This window comes from Nocardia vinacea NBRC 16497 (assembly GCF_000308835.1).
Taxonomy (GTDB): domain Bacteria; phylum Actinomycetota; class Actinomycetes; order Mycobacteriales; family Mycobacteriaceae; genus Nocardia; species Nocardia vinacea.
The window spans coordinates 14,328-30,721 of the sequence record NZ_BAGN01000198.1; the positions used below are offsets into that span (position 1 = coordinate 14,328).

Annotated in this window: 13 protein-coding genes; 5 read left to right on the forward strand and 8 right to left on the reverse strand. The window is 66.6% G+C overall.

From position 1 onward, the window contains the following. Window positions 1-156: 156 nt before the first annotated feature. Window positions 157-1,080 carry a quinone oxidoreductase family protein gene (locus ON44_RS27400; RefSeq protein ID WP_040695192.1) on the reverse strand — a complete coding sequence of 308 codons (924 nt, stop codon included), beginning with the start codon at window positions 1,078-1,080 and terminating at the stop codon, window positions 157-159. A 209-nt stretch (window positions 1,081-1,289) separates the two neighbouring features. On the opposite strand from ON44_RS27400, the gene ON44_RS27405 reads away from it, so the two are divergent. After that, window positions 1,290-2,126, forward strand: a complete 837-nt coding sequence (locus ON44_RS27405) for a helix-turn-helix domain-containing protein (RefSeq protein ID WP_040695173.1) — start codon at window positions 1,290-1,292, stop codon at window positions 2,124-2,126. A gap of 10 nt (window positions 2,127-2,136) precedes the next feature. Beyond that, window positions 2,137-2,565, forward strand: a complete 429-nt coding sequence (locus tag ON44_RS27410) for a VOC family protein (RefSeq protein ID WP_040695175.1) — start codon at window positions 2,137-2,139, stop codon at window positions 2,563-2,565. Between the two features lie 28 nt (window positions 2,566-2,593). Here ON44_RS27410 and ON44_RS27415 read toward each other — a convergent pair whose 3' ends face one another. From ON44_RS27415 to ON44_RS27425, 3 genes are read right to left on the reverse strand one after another with little or no spacing between them, the layout of a single operon-like run. Beyond that, a complete protein-coding gene (locus ON44_RS27415; RefSeq protein WP_051182519.1) occupies window positions 2,594-3,466 on the reverse strand; it encodes a carbohydrate ABC transporter permease in 873 nt (290 codons plus the stop codon). A 29-nt stretch (window positions 3,467-3,495) separates the two neighbouring features. Next, on the reverse strand, window positions 3,496-4,422 hold the full coding sequence (locus tag ON44_RS27420) for a carbohydrate ABC transporter permease (protein ID WP_051182517.1): 927 nt from the start codon (window positions 4,420-4,422) through the stop codon (window positions 3,496-3,498). After that, complete coding sequence (locus ON44_RS27425) at window positions 4,406-5,710, reverse strand: ABC transporter substrate-binding protein (RefSeq protein WP_040695176.1); 1,305 nt, start codon at window positions 5,708-5,710, stop codon at window positions 4,406-4,408. Before ON44_RS27425 ends, ON44_RS27420 begins: the two co-directional genes overlap by 17 nt. A gap of 203 nt (window positions 5,711-5,913) precedes the next feature. Between ON44_RS27425 and ON44_RS27430 the strand changes: the two genes are divergently transcribed. Continuing rightward, window positions 5,914-8,226, forward strand: coding sequence for a carbon starvation CstA family protein (locus ON44_RS27430; RefSeq protein ID WP_040695177.1), 2,313 nt, complete (start codon window positions 5,914-5,916; stop codon window positions 8,224-8,226). Next, window positions 8,139-8,486: a YbdD/YjiX family protein gene (locus ON44_RS54120; protein WP_373283215.1), complete on the forward strand. Its 348-nt coding sequence runs from the start codon at window positions 8,139-8,141 to the stop codon at window positions 8,484-8,486. The genes ON44_RS27430 and ON44_RS54120 overlap by 88 nt, the downstream gene beginning before the upstream one ends. Window positions 8,487-8,495: 9 nt before the next feature. On the opposite strand, the gene ON44_RS27440 is transcribed toward ON44_RS54120, so the two are convergent. Then, window positions 8,496-9,014: a methylated-DNA--[protein]-cysteine S-methyltransferase gene (locus ON44_RS27440; protein WP_040695178.1), complete on the reverse strand. Its 519-nt coding sequence runs from the start codon at window positions 9,012-9,014 to the stop codon at window positions 8,496-8,498. After that, window positions 9,011-10,621 (reverse strand): DNA-3-methyladenine glycosylase 2 family protein, encoded by a 1,611-nt coding sequence (locus ON44_RS27445; RefSeq protein ID WP_040695197.1) that lies wholly within the window; start codon window positions 10,619-10,621, stop codon window positions 9,011-9,013. The genes ON44_RS27440 and ON44_RS27445 overlap by 4 nt, the downstream gene beginning before the upstream one ends. Window positions 10,622-10,929: 308 nt before the next feature. On the opposite strand from ON44_RS27445, the gene ON44_RS27450 reads away from it, so the two are divergent. Continuing rightward, window positions 10,930-11,274, forward strand: a complete 345-nt coding sequence (locus ON44_RS27450) for a protein kinase domain-containing protein (RefSeq protein ID WP_040695180.1) — start codon at window positions 10,930-10,932, stop codon at window positions 11,272-11,274. 65 nt (window positions 11,275-11,339) lie between these two features. Here the strand turns inward: ON44_RS27450 and ON44_RS27455 are convergent, their stop codons facing one another. Continuing rightward, window positions 11,340-14,621 carry an AAA family ATPase gene (locus ON44_RS27455; RefSeq protein ID WP_040695181.1) on the reverse strand — a complete coding sequence of 1,094 codons (3,282 nt, stop codon included), beginning with the start codon at window positions 14,619-14,621 and terminating at the stop codon, window positions 11,340-11,342. Between the two features lie 214 nt (window positions 14,622-14,835). Next, a complete protein-coding gene (locus ON44_RS27460) occupies window positions 14,836-16,017 on the reverse strand; it encodes an exonuclease SbcCD subunit D (RefSeq protein ID WP_040695182.1) in 1,182 nt (393 codons plus the stop codon). Between the last annotated feature and the right edge of the window lie 377 nt (window positions 16,018-16,394).

A 16,394-nucleotide genomic window follows, 5' to 3' on the forward strand; every position in this document is an offset into this window, starting at 1 on the left:
AACAGAGTCTACGCGGCATGACGTCGGCCTTCCGCAGCGGCCGAGTGGGCGCGACGATGGCCTGCCGCTCTTCACCGTCAACCCGGTGGACTTCGCAGGACACGGTGACCTGGTGACGCTCTCGCCGGTAACTCAGCCCGACGCACGCTGACGGCGTCAGGGAATCAGGATGACCTTGCCGAGGTTCGAGCGGTTCTCGATGACGGCGTGTGCCTCGGCGGCGTCTTCCAGCGGGAATTCCGCGTGTACGACGGGGCGGAGTAGGCCGGAGGCGAAGTATTGCCAGAGTTCTTGGCGCCAGTGTTCGTACAGGTCCGGGGAGTTGCGGGCGATGCGGGCCATTTGGAAGCCGATCACCGATTTGGCGCCGACGAGCAGGTCGTAGGCCTGGATGGTGCCGCCGCCCGAGCTGTACGCGACGAGTCGGCCGCCGGGGGCGAGGGCCGCGACGGCCGGGGTGAGGAGGTCGCCGCCGACTGCGTCGAGGACGTAGTCGACGGGCTCGCCCCAAGATTCCTGGTCGTAGGCGACGACCTCGTCAGCACCGAGGCCGCGGAGGAAGTCGGCCTTCGCGAGGTCGGAGACCGCCGCCACCACGCGTGCTGCCCCGCGCACCCGCGCCAGTTGCAGGGCAAGGTGGCCGACACCGCTGGCGGCGGCCGTGATCAGGGCAGACTCGTCCGGCTCGGGATTCGCGGCGTCGAGCGCACCGAGTGCGACCAAACCGCTGCGGACCAGTGCGACCGCATCGACGGCGGAGGCACCGTCGGGAATCGGCGAGGCCATCGCGGCGGAGAGGAGTGCGTAGTCGGCATAACCGTGGCCGAAGACCAGACCGGTGACGCGGTAGCCGGGCATAAAGCTGGTCACGCCCTCGCCGACCGCGACCACCTCGCCCGCGACCTCGCCCCCCAATGCGATCGGCTCCCGCGGCTCACGCACCTTGCGAACCACCGGCAGTGTCACACCAACCGCCTCGACCCGGACCAGCAGTTCCCCGGGGCCCGGCGTCGGCACCTCGGCCGAGGCCACCTCGAGTACTTCCGGACCACCGCTGCGCTGGTATTGCACCCGCCGCATCACACCTCCAAAATCCTTAGGAGGGGTAAAGGTAGCCCGACGCTGCGACGACGCCCACCTATTTGCCGCGCCGAGTGCGGAATCTCACCGCTGCGGCCGTCGGGAGGAGAGGCGTTATTCGTCGGACGATCCGAGGCCATGTACGACCACGTCAACCTCGCCAACCGACTCAACTTGCGACAGCCGATCGGCGGCGTAGCGTTCCGGGTATGGAGCCGACCACCGAAGTGGTGACGGCACGTCCGGCACCTGCGCTAGCGGCGTTCATCGATGGGTACCTCGGGTATCGACTGAGCGGGTTCGCGCCCGGGTTGCATCGGGGGCTGCCGTCGCGGCATATGACGTTCATCGTGTCGATCGGGCCGAGTATCGACGTTGTGGCGCAGACGGATTCGCGGCAGTCGCCGGAGGATTACCGGTGTGTGCTGAGTGGGTTGCAGGCCAGTTCGGCGGTTATCTCGCACAACGGCTATCAGGAGGGAATCGGGATCGAGTTGACGCCACTCGGGAGCCGGGCCCTGTTCGGCATGCCCGCGAGTGCGCTGTGGAACACCTCGGTGGAATGCGCCGAGGTGGCGGGGCCGGTCGGACGGCAGCTGTGGGAGGAATTGCAGGAGCTGTCGACCTGGCCGGAGCGGTTCGCCGCCTGTGATCGGGTATTGACCGCGCTGGCCTGTCACGATCGCCTGGTGACGCCCGAATTGACTTGGGCCTGGCGCACTTTGGTCGAATCCGATGGTGCGGCGCAGATCGGCCCGCTCGCCGAGGAGATCGGTTGGAGCCGTCAACATCTGGCCCGACGCTTCGGCGCCGAGTTCGGGCTCGGCCCCAAGCTCGCCGCTCGGATCGCCCGCTTCGAACGCGCCAGACGGATGATCGGACACACGCCGTCCTATGTAACGATCGCGCAGGTTGCCGCGACCTGCGGATATTACGACCAGGCCCACCTCGACCGCGACTTCGCGGAACTCGCCGGTTGCAGCCCGACCGCATGGCTCGCGGAGGAGGTTCCATCCGTCCAAGACCCGGAGGGGTCCGGCGAGTGAGGCTGGATGCATGACAACCCCAACGGATTCACCACAGACCACAGCAACCCGCACAGCCGTATGGCCGTGCCTCAATTTCACCGACGCTCGCGCGGCAGTGGCCTTCCTGACCAGCACATTCGGCTTCGAGGAGGTCGCTCTCTACGCGAGGGAGGACGATCCGTCGTTCATCGAGCACGGCCAGCTGCGCTGGCCGCTCGGCGGCGGAATCATGTTCAGTTCCATCGGCAAGGGCGACAACCCGTTCTGTGAGCGCGGGCCGGGCACCGATTCGATCTACCTCGTCTGCGAGGAACCCGACGCACTGCACGACCGCGCGGTCGCGGCGGGCGCGGAGGTGGTGCGCGGCCTGCGTGATGAGGACTACGGTTCGCGCGGCTTCACCGTCCGTGATCCGGAGGGCAACCTCTGGAGCTTCGGAACCTATTGGGGCGAGTAATAAACGACGGCCGCCATCAGCGCGGCCGTCAACGCCCGCCGAGACCCGACGCTGCGATACCGCGTACGAACGCCCGCTGCGCGATCGCGTAGACGACCACCAGCGGCAGCAGAACGACCACCGCCGCGGCCATGAGAATCGGCCATTGCGTATGGTACTGGCCTTGTAGCCGCACCAAACCCAATGTGGCGGTGGCGATGTCGTTGCGTTGGATCATGATCAGCGGCCACAGGAAGTCGTTCCAGACCGTGATCCAGGTCAGCACCCCCAGCACCATGAGCCCAGGACGGGTGTGCGGCAACAAGACTCGCCAGAACACCTGCCAGGTGGTGCACCCGTCGATGATCGCCGCTTCCTCGAGTTCGGTGGGCAAGGTTCGGAAGAACTGGCGCATCAGATAGGTGCCGAATGCGCTGCCGAACAGACCGGGGACGATCATCGCCCACGGTGTGTCCACCCAGCCGAAGGCGCGCATGATCAGAAATTGCGGAATCACGGTAACTGTCAACGGCACCATCAGCGTGCCTAGGTAGGCGAGGAAAAGTATGTCCCGTCCGCGAAATCGTAAGCGCGCGAATGCATATCCGGCCAGCGAGCAGAAGAAGACCTGCCCCGCCGTGACACATAACGCATAGAACGCGGTATTGAGCAGCATCCGCCCCAGCGGCAGCAGGTCGAAGACCTTCCCGTAGTTGGACCACTGCGGACGCGCGGGAACCAGTGACGGCTCGGTAATCTCGCCATCGCGCTTCAACGAACCCGACAAGGCCCACAGAATCGGAAACAGCGCACACCAGGCGACACCGACGAGCGCCACATAGATCAGGACGCCGCGCACGGTCCGGCGCAGAATGGCCCGCTCCACCCGACCGGCACTGCGTGCCCGCACACCGATCCGCATCGGAAGCGACCGAACCGCCTCGTACGCATTCACGACTCCACCTCCGCCCGGCGCGCGAACCACAGCTGTAAGAGCGTCAGCACCAGCAGGATCGCGAAGATCACCCAGGCCAGCGCCGCCGCATAGCCGACCTCGTAGAACCCGAAGGCATTCTGGAACAACATGATTCCGAGCAGATAGGTCCCGGTCTCCGGTCCGCCATTACCGCCGGTCAAGGCATAGGCCTGATCGAAGGCCTGCACCGAATTGATGATGGTGATGACGAAGACGAACGACAGTGGCCCGCGAATCAACGGCAGCGTCACCGACCAGAAGCGCCGCAGCGCCCCCGCACCATCGATGCGCGCCGCCTCGTACAACGTCTCGGGCACGCCCTGCATCGCCGCCAGCAGGATGACGGTCGCGAAAGGCACACTCTTCCATACGGTCACGATGCTCAGCGAGAAGAGTGCCCAGTCCGGGTCGGTCAGCCACGGCACCGGATCGATACCGACCCAGCCGAGCATGATGTTGAGCAGCCCGTCATCGGTGGTGAAGATGAAGCGCCACACCACCGCCATTGCCACGGTCGAGGCGACCAACGGCAGGAACGCGATGGTTCGAAAGACCCCGATACCAGCCAACTTGCGGTTGAGCACCGCCGCAACCGCGAGCCCGATCACCACCGTCGGCACCAGCGTAAATACGGTGAACACGGCGGTATTGCGTAATGCGATGAGGAACAACGGATCCGACACGAACAGCCGTCGATAGTTCGATACCCCCACGAACCTCGGCGCACTGAACAAATCCCACGAGTGCAGACTCAGATACAACGAAACCGCGAGCGGAAACAGCAAGAACACCAGCACCGCCGCCAGATTCGGTGCCACGAAGACCCAGCCCGCCCGCGCACGCCGCCGCGCGAGCCGCCCTTGCTCGTGTGGCGCACGCATCCGGCTACCGATCAGTTTCATGAGATTCCAGAAGGGTATCGATATCGGCTGCCAGGGACGCGCTCATGGATTCAGCGGTTGCGGCACCGCGTAGCACCCGATTGCCACCGCGCTCGAGCAGCGCGGAAACCTTGCCCCACACCGGAGTAACCGGCAGCGCTCGCGAATTCTCCGGTCCCTCCGTGAACACCTGGAGGTTGCGTATCTCGCGATGCGCGTCCGCGAATCCAGCCGAGCTCATTGCGGATTTCAGCACCGGCACGAACAGTCCGGAGGCGGCGATAATGGCCTGCCCAACCGGCCCGGTCGCGAATTTCACGAATTCCCAAGCTTGTTCGATCCGCGGACTATCGGCGGCGATCGACAACCCGGTGCTGCCCACATCGGTAATTGCCCCCGGGCCGCCATGCGGGCCGACCGGCAACACCGTGACATCGATGGGCAGATCATCCTGTCCGGCGAACTCGGAATACAGCCAATGCCCACCCATCGCCATAGCAGCGCGTCCACGGCGGAACAAGTCGGGCGCCGAAACCGACTGCTGGTCGGCGACTTTCGGCGCAACCCGGTGGCGAACCGCGAGATCGGCATAGAACTGGAATCCCTCCGCGAACCGCGGATCACCGAGATTGGTCCTGGTCGGATCCACCGACGGCGAGAACCACTCCGCCCCATTGTTCATACCGAAACACGCGGCCGAGAAATACGGCACCCAGGCGTCGGCAAACCCCCACTGCCGGTTCCGCCCCGATGACTCACGCCGCGTGAGTGCCCTTGCGGCATCGAGGAATTCGTCGAAGGACCAGGCATTGCGCCACCGGGTCGGCGCGGTCACTCCGGCCTCGGTGAACAGGTCCCGGTTGTAGTACAGAAAAACCCCCGACCACTGTTCCGGCAGCGCATACTGCCCACCGCCGTAGGTGAAGGTGTCGTAGAGCGCCGGATAGCTGTCGGCACGCAGTGCAGCAGCGTATTCCGGCTCCCGATCGAGCAGCGTGCGCAGATCCAGCAGCACCCCACGTTCGGCGAGACCGGCATAAAGCAACTCCCACGCCATCATGACGTCGGGACATTTGCCGCCCGCACAGTAGGTCAGCATCTGCTGCAGCGGATCCGGCCCGGACATGATGGTGCGAATCCGGATCTCCGGATGCCGCCGCTGGAACTCGTCGATGATCTTCAGCCGGACCCGCGCCTCTTCCGGCCTGGCCTGAAAGAAGAAGGTCAGCGCGTCGTCATCGGATCCGCAACCGGTGGTGGCGAGCAGCGGCGCGGCCAGCACCGAGCCGAGCAGCGTGCGCCTGCGCAACGAGGCCCTCCTCCAGGCGGGTGTGGAGCTTGGCGGAATCGCATGGCAGCATACGTTCGGCAACACCGACGTGATGGCCGACACACGAACAAAACTTAACGTTGTCCAAAGCCGATCGGAAACGAGCCCGGTCGACATCACCAATCGGATACGTTGTCAGATGTTTGAGCAGGATCCTGCGCGTTTTTCAGGAGAGTAAGCGGATGGCGACAATCGAATATTTGCGGACGGATCCCGATCTGCCGCCCGTCGGGGTGGTCGATCACTCCCCGATCACGCCACGGAAGAAGGCGATCTTCGGGGCGATCGCGGTCGTCGGAGCGATAGCCTGGGCCATCCTCGCCATCTCCCGCGGTGAGAACGTGAACGCGGTGTGGATCGTGATCGCGGCGATCTGTACGTATGTGACCGCCTACCAGTTCTACGCCAGGCTGATCGAATACCGGATCACCAAGCCGCGAGACGATGTGGCCACGCCCGCCGAGGAATTGGAGAACGGCAAGGACTACATGCCGATGGACCGGCGGGTGCTCTTCGGGCACCACTTCGCCGCCATCGCAGGCGCCGGTCCCCTGGTCGGACCGGTGCTGGCCGCGCAGATGGGCTATCTGCCGGGCACCATCTGGATCATCGTCGGCGTCGTCCTCGCCGGCGCGGTGCAGGACTACCTGGTGCTGTGGGCCTCGTCGAAGCGCCGCGGTCGCAGCCTCGGGCAGATGGCCCGCGACGAACTCGGGCCGATCGGCGGTGTCGCCGCGATCGTTGCCGTGCTGGTGATCATGATGATCCTGCTCGCAGTGCTCGGCATCGTGGTCGTGCAGGCGCTGGCCGCGGTCAAGGGTCCGGACGGCGCATTGCACGGCGGCAGCCCGTGGGGTGTGTTCTCCATCGGCATGACCATCCCGATCGCCCTGTTCATGGGCCTGTACCTGCGCTTCGTACGGCCGGGCCGGGTCGGCGAGGTATCGGTCATCGGCTTCGCACTGCTGCTGTTCGTGATCATCTCCGGCCGTTGGGTTTCCGAATCCGGTTGGGGCCGTGACCTGTTCACACTGTCCGGCACCACTATCGCCTGGCTGCTGATCGTCTACGGCTTCATCGCCTCGGTACTGCCGGTGTGGTTGCTGCTCGCACCGCGCGATTACCTGTCGACGTTCATGAAGATCGGCACCATCGGTTTGCTCGCGCTCGGCATCGTGTTCACCATGCCGGTGCTGAAGGCGCCCGCGGTATCGCAGTTCGCGCACAACAGCAACGGTCCGTCCTTCGCGGGCAGCCTGTTCCCGTTCCTGTTCATCACCATCGCATGTGGTGCGCTGTCCGGATTCCACGCCTTGGTCTCCTCCGGTACCACGCCTAAACTGCTGGAGAAGCAGTCGCATGCGCGGATGATCGGCTACGGCGGCATGCTGATGGAGTCGTTCGTCGCGATCATGGCGATGATCACCGCGAGCATCATCGACCAGCATCTGTACTTCGCCATGAACGCGGGCGCGGGTCTCACCGGCGGTACCGCCGAGAAGGCCGCCGCATACACCAACTCCCTTGGCCTGAGCGGTGATCCGATCACCGCGGGTGAGTTGACCCAGACCGCCAAGGATGTCGGCGAGACCAGCGTCATCTCGCGCACCGGTGGCGCGCCGACACTGGCGATCGGCATGTCCCAGGTGATGTCCGGATTCCTCGGCGGCTCCGGGCTGAAGGCGTTCTGGTACCACTTCGCGATCATGTTCGAGGCGCTGTTCATCCTCACCACCATCGACGCCGGTACCCGCGTCGCGCGCTTCATGCTCTCGGATTCGCTCGGCAATCTGGGTGGTCCGGCGAAGAAGTTCAAGGATCCGTCGTGGCGGCCCGGTGCGTGGCTGTGCTCGGCCATTGTGGTCGCGGCCTGGGGTTCGGTGCTGCTGATGGGTGTCACCGATCCGCTCGGCGGCATCTACACGCTCTACCCGCTGTTCGGCATCTCCAACCAGTTGCTGGCGGCGATCGCGCTCACCGTCGTGTTGACCATTCTGATCAAGAAGGGTCTGGTCAAGTGGGCGTGGATTCCCGCGTTGCCGCTGATCTGGGATCTGACGGTGACGATGACCGCGTCCTGGCAGAAGATCTTCTCCGCCGATCCGAAGCTCGGCTACTGGAAGCAGCACAGTAATTACAGTGCCGCCCGCGATGCCGGAAAGTTGTTGGCACCCGCCAAGAATGCCGACGACATGGACAAGATCGTGCGCAACACGTTCATCCAGGGCAGTTTGTCGGTCATCTTCGCGGTGTTGGTGCTGGTCGTCGCGGTGGTCGGTGTGGTGGTCTGCTTCCGTGCCTGGCGGGCGGGCGGCGGACCGAGCAGTGAAACGCCGGACGAACCGTCGAAGATCTTCGCACCGCGCGGCTTCATCGCCACCGCGGAAGAGAAGGCGGTGCAGAAGGAGTGGGATGCCCTGATCGAATCGGGGCAGGTCCGGGCACCTGGCGCCGCACATGCCAGGGGCGCGACAGCGGATGCCGTGGAACATTGACCGCAGCAGCGCAGCCGAATGACGGCCGGTCACCTCGACCGGCCGTCATTCGGCGTCTGCGGTCGGCCGGAAGTGCCTGTGCGGCAAGGGTTCGCGCATTCGGTTCATGGTTCAACGCGGTGCTCGGCGGTCAGGATTACCAGCGCTATGTGGACCATCTGCAGCGCAATCACCCCGGTTGCGAGATTCCGTCGGAGCGCGAGTATTGGCGGCGTCGGCACGCGGACGCGGATACCAATCCGCAGAATCGTTGCTGCTGAACGATCCGACTAGTCGATGGTCAACTGAGCTTCGTCACGCTCGTGATCCAACAGCCAACGCTTGACCGGCAGCCCCCAACGGAACCCGCCGAGCGCGCCCCCGATGCGCAGCACCCGGTGGCACGGCACGAAAAGCGCTGCGGCATTGCGTGCGCAGGCATTGGCGGCGGCGCGGGTGGCGTCGGGACGGCCGGAGATGGCGGCGTATTCGGTATAGGTGACCGGATCGCCCGCCGGGATCTTGCGCAGCACTTCCCATGCGTGCATGAGGAATTCGCCGGATTGCTGACGCACCTCGATCGCGTCGATGGCGGTCAGCTCGCCGCGGTGATAGGCGGTGATCGCACGGGTCACCTCGCCGAGGTCATCGCGCCCACGTAGCTCGCTGGGCCGCAGACTCGGATGGATCAACTGCCGCAAGTTCTCGGCGTCGGTGGTCCAGCCGGAGGCGAGGACGGCACCGTCCGCATCGACGAGCGCGGTGAACGGGCCGATCGGAGTGTCGGAGGTCGCGAAATCGGTTGTCACGATCGGGTCTTCGCTTTCGGTGCGGCGACGGACTTCGTCGCGGATGCTTTCGGCGGTGTGGCCTTGCGACCGGCGAGCGCGGCCTTCCACAGGTGCATGGACAGATACGAACGCCACGGGGCCCAGCGCGCGGTATCGGTGAGATCGACGCCGAGGAGGGTGGCGCCTTGGCGCACGACGAGATCGGTGTCGAGCAGCACATCCGGATCGGCGAGCAGTCGCATGGTCACATAATCGGCGGTCCACGGTCCGACACCTTCCAGCGCCAGCAGGTCGCGGCGCAGGTCGGCGGCGGTGCGACCCTGGTGCAGCATCAGATCGCCGGAGGCGAGAGCCGAGGCCGCGCCGACAATCGAGCGGATCCGCCGCGCTGGGCCGGTCAATACCTCGGCCCCGCGTTCGGCGATCGCGGCCGGTGTCGGGAACAGCCGTGCGACCGGTCCGTCGATCGGCTCGCCCAGCGCCTCGACGAGTCGAGCGGTGTGGGTCGCGGCGGCGGATACCGAAATCTGCTGACCGATCATGGTGCGCAGCAATAACTCTGGACCATCGAGCGCGCCGGGCACTCGGATACCGGGCGTGAACGGCGGGCGGGCCCGGCCACGGCGGACGGAGGCCGCACCGACATTGAAGGGATGGTCGGCCGGTGCCGCACCGGCGTCCGGGAGATCTCGCCCGGACGTCTCGATGACGTCGGTATCGGCGGGCACCACGCCGAGCGCCTCATCGATGCCGACCGGGTCCGCGTCCAGGTCCAGCAGATGCCGCAGCCGTGCGACGGTCGGTGCGAGATCGCGCATATCGTGCAGGGACAGTTCGGCGCGCACGTGATCACGTTGGAAACTCAGCCGCGTCGTCGCATGTCCGTGCGGGGTGCGCAGGCTCCGGGTGTAGGCGCGGTCTTCCCATAGCTCCATGCCCGGTACGACGTGCGAGGAGAGGAACCACTCGAGCCAGCCGCGGTCCAGCGGCTCCCGAAAAGGCAGCCGCAGCGTCAGCGATCCATTGGTGGCGGACACCAGGTGGCTGCCCGAGCGGGTCACCCGCTGCGCCTCGGTGCGCATGGTGGTCGGACTGACCGCGAATACCTCGCGGACGGTGTCGTTGAACTGGCGAATGCTGGCGAATCCGGCCGCGAAGGCGATATCGGACATCGGCATATTCGTGGTCTGGATCAGCAGCCGCGCGGTGTGCGCGCGATGCGCCCTGGCCAGCGCCAGCGGACCGGCGCCCAGTTCGGTGGTGAGCACCCGGGTCACCTGGCGCTGCGAATAGCCCAGCGTGGCGGCCAGTGCGGGCACGCCGCCACGCTCGATGACGCCGTCGCCGATGAGTCGCATCGCCCGAGCGGCCAGATCAGCGCGGGTATTCCACAGCGGTGATCCGGGTGCGGCATCGGGCAGACAGCGGCGGCAGGCCCGGTATCCGGCCTGCTGCGCGGCGGCGGCCGTCGGCAGGAACGTCACATTCGACGGCTTCGGTGTAATCGCCGGACATGAAGGGCGGCAATAGATTCCGGTAGTTCGCACCGCAGTGAAGAACTGGCCGTCGAATCGGGAGTCCCGGGTCGATACCGCTCGATAGCAGCGTTCGAAATCCAAAGCCATGATCGTCACCCAATCCACAATGGCAGCAACCCGCACCGGACGCTAGCGGAAATCCGCCACAACCCCTGTGGCACCACCGGACGAGACCGACCAGAACAGCAAGCGGTGGGCACGAATTGTCGAGCAGCACAATTGAATGTAGCCCTGAGCGTTACACTGCGTTCGCGAGATTTGGGCCGGAAAATCGGGATATGGGCCGAATTACGAGGGCGGGCGCATGGTTGGCGTCGGAGACCGCATCGCGGGCCGGTACACGCTGCGGGAGCTGTTCGAGCTCGGCGGCGAGGGTATGGCCTGGCGGGCGACGGATGCGGACCTCGGCCGCGACGTCGTGCTCAAATGTCCGATATTCGCTCGCCGAGGTAGTACGCGAGCAACGCAAACTCGGCCCGGCCCGAGCCGCCATAGTCGGCGAGCAGATCGCGAGCGCGCTGGCACACTGCCACGATCGCGGCCTCCTGCACTGCGATATCTCCCCGGAGAACATCATCCTCGCCGATGACGGCGACGCCTGGCTGACCGACTTCGGCAGCTCACTCGACCTGCGCAATGCGGGCACCGGTGACACACCGGATATCGCGTGTGGCAAATGGCGGTATCTGGCGCCAGGGGTCGCGGCGGGCGGTGCCAGGGCAACCGAACGACCGCTGTGAGCTGGACCTCCACCGGTCCGACCAGCGCAGTGTCACGCTTGCCACTCGACGATCGGCACCCGAGCTCAAGCGACGGTGGCGCGGAGTTGGGAGCCCGCTCGCCCGCGTATGACGTGCAGACGGCTCGGAATACGCTGCCGCATTTCGTCGACGTGGCTGACCACGCCGACCACGCGCCCGCCCGCGCGGAGTTCGTCGAGAACGCCCATGACCGCGTCGAGGGTGTCGGCATCGAGTCCGCCGAAACCCTCGTCGATGAAAATGGTGTCGAGCACCACGCCGCCGGATTCGGCCGCCACGGTATCGGCGAGGCCGAGAGCCAATGACAGTGCGGCCATGAAGGATTCGCCGCCGGAGAGGGTTTTGGCCGGGCGGACGGCGCCGGTGTAGTCGTCGCGGATATCGAGGCCGAGGCCACCGCGACGGCCGCGCGGACCCGCCTTGTCGGAGTGCACGAATTCGTAGCGGCCGCCGGACATTCGGCGCAGACGAACCGAACCCGCCAATGCCACCTCCTCCAGCCGAGCGGCAAGTACATAGGAGCGCAATGACATTCGGCGGTTGTTCTCGCCTCGGCCCGCGACGACCTCCGCGAGCGCGGCCAGTTCTTCGTGGGCGCGCTGTACCGGGGCGATCCGATCGACCGCGGCCCACAGCTGTCCACCCAAGTCCTCCAGCAGGTGCACCCGCCGAGTGGCCTCCGCATGCGCGGCGACAGCTGCGTTCAGTTGGGTCTGCGCGGCGGCCACGGCGGACTCCAACTCCGCGAGGTCGCCGGGTTCGGTCGAGGCGGCGGCTTGGATATCCGGCTCGGCCAGGACGGCCTCGGCATGCGCACGAGCTCGGTCCGCGGCGACCAATTCCGCTTCGATCTCGTTCTGCCGCTGCGCGGTTCGCGAGGCAGCGGTGACCACCCGCGCGTATGCCGTCAACAAGGCCACGTCATCGCGTGGCCGTGCGTCGGCCGCCGAACCGACTGCGCCCTTTGCGGCTTCTGGATGGTCGACGCTCGCCTCGGTTGAATCGGAGACCGCACCAGCGCCGGTACCGTCGGCGTCGATGACCGCATCACCACTGGCTGTGCCCTCAGGATCGGTCGGCTGCGAAGCATTCGGACCAGCCACCTGGCCGGTCGTTCCCCCTGAACCGGTCGCAAAGGAGCTGTCGGCCTGCCCGATGACGAAACCCGCTGCCAGCGCGAGGCTTTCGACTCGGTCGGCGATCACCGTAACCTGCTCGATTGCGGCCGACTCGTCATTGCGGGCGTCACGAAGGGCAGTGGCGTCGCCGATCAGGGTGTCGAGGCGGGTGCGGCGGCGGTCGATGGTTTCGTCGGCGCCTGCGGCGATGCGCAGGCGGTCGGTGAGTTCGGTCAGGCGGGCGGTGGCGGCGGCGATGCGGGTGGTGACGGTGCTGCGGCGGGTATCGGATTCGCGGAGTTCGTCGTGCAGGCGCGATTCGTCGGTGCGCAGGCGGGACAGTTCGGCGGTGAGGCTGTCGGAGAGGGTGGCGAGTTCGGCGGCGTCTTCGTAGCGGTCGGTGGCGGCGCGCAGAGCGGCAGCCAGTTCGACGCGGTCGGCATCGCCGCCGCGGGCCATGAGGGCGTCGATTTCGCGGTCCAGATCGGTGATTCGGGCCAGCACCCGGTCGCGGGCGTCCTCGGCCGCGCGCTCGGCGGTGGCCGCCGCATCCTCGGCGTCTTTCGATACCGCGCTGGCCGCGGCGCGCGCCGGTGCTGGGTGTTCGGCCGAGCCGCATACCGTGCACGGCTCTCCGTCGGTCAGCTGACCGGCGAGTTCGGCGGCCATTCCGGCCAGCCTGCGCTCACGCAGGTCGAGTACGCGTTCCTTGGCATCGAGGTGCGCCGCGCGGGCCGACTCCAATTCGATCCGGGCGTGATCGAGAGTTGTTCTGCGACCGGCGAGTTCGACTGCCGCCGTCGCCGCCGCCTGCAGGCGTTCGCATTCGGCGGTCAGGGTTGGCAGTTTGGCCGCGGCCTCGGTGGTTTCGCGCAGCCGAGCCTCGATGGTGGCGATCGATTCGGGCAGTTGCTGACGCATTCGGTTCAGCTTGTCCACGCGGCCGGAGAGTGTGGTGTCCTCATCACGCAGCGTGGCCAGTTCGGAGGTGAGCCGGGTCGCGGTGGTCGCATCGGCGCTCACCTCGTCGAGCGCGCCGATCTGGGCGCTCCACCGTCGAATGGCCGCATCGACATCCGCGTCGGCGACGACGGTCGGCACCCCGTCCTGGCCGCGCTCGACCGTGATCAGCTCCAAGCCCGCGACATCCACGCCGGCGGGTTCGGCGAGCAGTGCGGCCAATCGTGCTGCGATGCGGTGGGTTTCGTCCGATTTGCGCCTGGCGTGCATTACCGCGGCGCGAGCCTCATCGATGGCCTCGGCGACCGGCGCGGCACGGCGGGCCGATTCGAGTTCGGCCTGCAGGTCGGCGCGATGGTCGGCCGCGGCCGCGTATTCGTCGAGCCGCTCACGGGCCGCGGTCATGCGACGGCGCAGTTCGTGCAGGCGACGTTGCTCCTCGGCACGGGACCTGATGCGCACCGATTCCTGTTGGCACCGTTCGGCTTCCGCCGCGGTCGTGGTGAGTGCCACACGCGCGGTCGCGAGCAGATCTTGCGACCAGCCGACTGCCTCGAGCGGTCCGACGGTTTCGGCCGCCGTCTCCCCCGCGGCCACCGCGACCTGTGCGATCAACCGATCGATGCCTTGCTTACGCGACTCCACGTCCACCGTCGAGGCCCGGCGCTTGTCCGCCAACCACTGCTCGGCACTGCCGAAACGTTCGGTGTCGAAGAGCTTTTCGAGAAGCTTCTCGCGCTCCTCGTTCTCCGCGCGCAGAAATCGCGCGAAATCACCCTGGGGCAACAGCACGACTTGGAAGAACTGGTCCGCGCTCATGCCGAGCAGGCGGATGATCTCGTCGCCGATATCGGTCAGGCGAGCGAGGTTCGCGCCGCGCCCGTCCAACCATTCCAGCGTCGCGGCGGCATTCTCTTTGACCCAGCCGCTTTTGGCCCGTTTGCTCGGCCGTTGGAATTCCGGTGAGCGCGTCAACCGCACCCGTCGGCCACCCAGCGTCGCCTCCAGCACGACCCGCGGCGGCGTCTGCTCGTCGGCATGATCGGAATGCAGGCGCTTACTCTCGCCACGTGCGCCCGGCACGCTGCCGTACAACGCGAATGCGATCGCATCCAGCACCGTCGTCTTTCCGGCCCCGGTCTGCCCGTGCAGCAGAAACAGCCCATCCGCGCCGAGCGCGTCGAAATCGACAACCGTGGTCTCGGCGAACGGGCCGAATGCGGTCATCTCCAGCCGGTGCAGCCTCATTCAGCGGCCCCTTCGAGCGGAGTCGACATCGCGGGCATGCGGTGCGTCGTCCTTGCGTAACAGGAAACGTCCACCGGACGCGCCCCCGCTCCAAGAACCCACGCCCGAGGCAAAGCTGTTGCACAACGAACGCCGCGAAGGGTGTTCCGCATGCCCGGCACGGATTCTCCCGAGCGGTGTCCGCTGGTGACCGGTCTGAGCGTACGACGGCCGCTCATGCGGACAGTTCCCCAGCGGGCGCGACCGCTGCGGGCATCTCCCGGTCGGGTTCGCGGATCGCGGCGGCGAGTGCCCGTTCCAGCCAGGCCATTTCACCCGGGGTGGGTGCGCCGCGGACGTCGGTGAGGAAGCTCTGCGCTACTTCGGTATCGCGGCGACCGTGCACGCGCTCACGGTAGCGCAGTTCCGGGTTTCCTTCCGGACGTGACCATTCCACGTGCACCGCATGCGGGAAGCGTTCGCGCAGTTTGCGCATGGCGTCGACGGGGCGGGCGTAGTCGGTGAGCGTCGCCGAGACGTAGTGCTCCTCGGCCTCGGAATAGGCTGCGGCGCTGAGCAATTCGTCGAGGGTACCGCTGAGGCGGCTCAGCCCGCGGACGAGCGGGAGGTCGCGGCGCCGCACCGAATGCAGGCCGGTGGCGTCCAGATCGACGAGCCATACCGCCTTGCGGTGCGAGGTCTCGGCGAACGAATACGGCAGCGGGGAACCGCAATAGCGCACCGATTCCGAGAGCGTCTGCGGTGAATGCAGATGTCCGAGCGCCACATAGTCGATGCCGTCGAATGCCGACAGCGGCACCGTCTCCACGCCGCCGACCGAGATCGAACGCTCGGAACCGGTCGCCTCGCCACCGACCACGAAGGCATGGGCGAGTACGACGGTGCGGGTGCCGGGACGCTCGGCGATATCGGCACGGATCCGGCTCATTGCCGCGTTCAGAATATCCGCATGCGAACGTGCCTGCGGCACACCGAGTTCGGTGCGGGTGATCTCCGGCTCGAGATACGGGATGCCGTAAAAGGCGATCGCGCCGTGCTCGTCGGACAACAGCACCGGCTGATCGGCAGCGGCGACCGTCGTGCGCAGATGCAGCCCGCCCGCCGCCGCGAAACTCGCACCGGCACCGAGGCGCGTCGGTGAATCGTGATTGCCGGAGGTCGCGATGATCTGCGCCCCGGCCGCGCGGATGGCCTCGAATCCCTGGATACACACCGCGATCGCGTCGGCGCTCGGAATGGATCGGTCGTACACGTCCCCCGGCAATACGACGACGTCAACGGATTCCGCGGCCACCAATTCGGCAATGGCCGCGAGCGCGGCGGCCTGATCGGCGAGCAGATCGACCCCATGGAATGTGCGCCCGATGTGCCAGTCCGAGGTGTGCAGCATCCGCATGCCGCGAAACCGTAGGCGATCGCACCGACACACTCAACAATTTGGCTGTATCTTTGGCCGCGCCTCCGGCGCGGCGTGTTCGCGGCCCCCTGGTGTCTCGCGTCCGAGCGGCCGAAACTCGCGACTGCGTCGCATGCGCTTCGGCCACTCGGACGCGAGACCGGCCGCGAACGGGTCGCTCGTAAGACTCGCTCCGTCGTGGTCACCGATAGCGGGTCGCTCGGCGCCGATGTATACGCGCCGGATGGTCGAGTCCCAAGCGCGTGCGGCGCATGCGCTCCGACGACTCGGACGCGAGACCGGCCGCGAACGGGTCGCTCGTAAGACTCGCTCCGTCGTGGTCACCGATAGCGGGTCGCTCGGCGCCGATGTATACG

Excerpts from the sequence above, each read along its gene's own strand:
- ON44_RS27400 (WP_040695192.1), bottom strand. The coding sequence starts at position 1,080 with ATGCGGCGGGTGCAATACCAGCGCAGCGGTGGTCCGGAAGTACTCGAG.
- ON44_RS27405 (WP_040695173.1), top strand. The coding sequence starts at position 1,290 with ATGGAGCCGACCACCGAAGTGGTGACGGCACGTCCGGCACCTGCGCTA.
- ON44_RS27410 (WP_040695175.1), top strand. The coding sequence starts at position 2,137 with ATGACAACCCCAACGGATTCACCACAGACCACAGCAACCCGCACAGCC.
- ON44_RS27415 (WP_051182519.1), bottom strand. The coding sequence starts at position 3,466 with ATGCGGATCGGTGTGCGGGCACGCAGTGCCGGTCGGGTGGAGCGGGCC.
- ON44_RS27420 (WP_051182517.1), bottom strand. The coding sequence starts at position 4,422 with ATGAAACTGATCGGTAGCCGGATGCGTGCGCCACACGAGCAAGGGCGG.
- ON44_RS27430 (WP_040695177.1), top strand. The coding sequence starts at position 5,914 with ATGGCGACAATCGAATATTTGCGGACGGATCCCGATCTGCCGCCCGTC.
- ON44_RS27445 (WP_040695197.1), bottom strand. The coding sequence starts at position 10,621 with ATGGCTTTGGATTTCGAACGCTGCTATCGAGCGGTATCGACCCGGGAC.
- ON44_RS27450 (WP_040695180.1), top strand. The coding sequence starts at position 10,930 with ATGCGGACCTCGGCCGCGACGTCGTGCTCAAATGTCCGATATTCGCTC.
- ON44_RS27455 (WP_040695181.1), bottom strand. The coding sequence starts at position 14,621 with ATGAGGCTGCACCGGCTGGAGATGACCGCATTCGGCCCGTTCGCCGAG.
- ON44_RS27460 (WP_040695182.1), bottom strand. The coding sequence starts at position 16,017 with ATGCGGATGCTGCACACCTCGGACTGGCACATCGGGCGCACATTCCAT.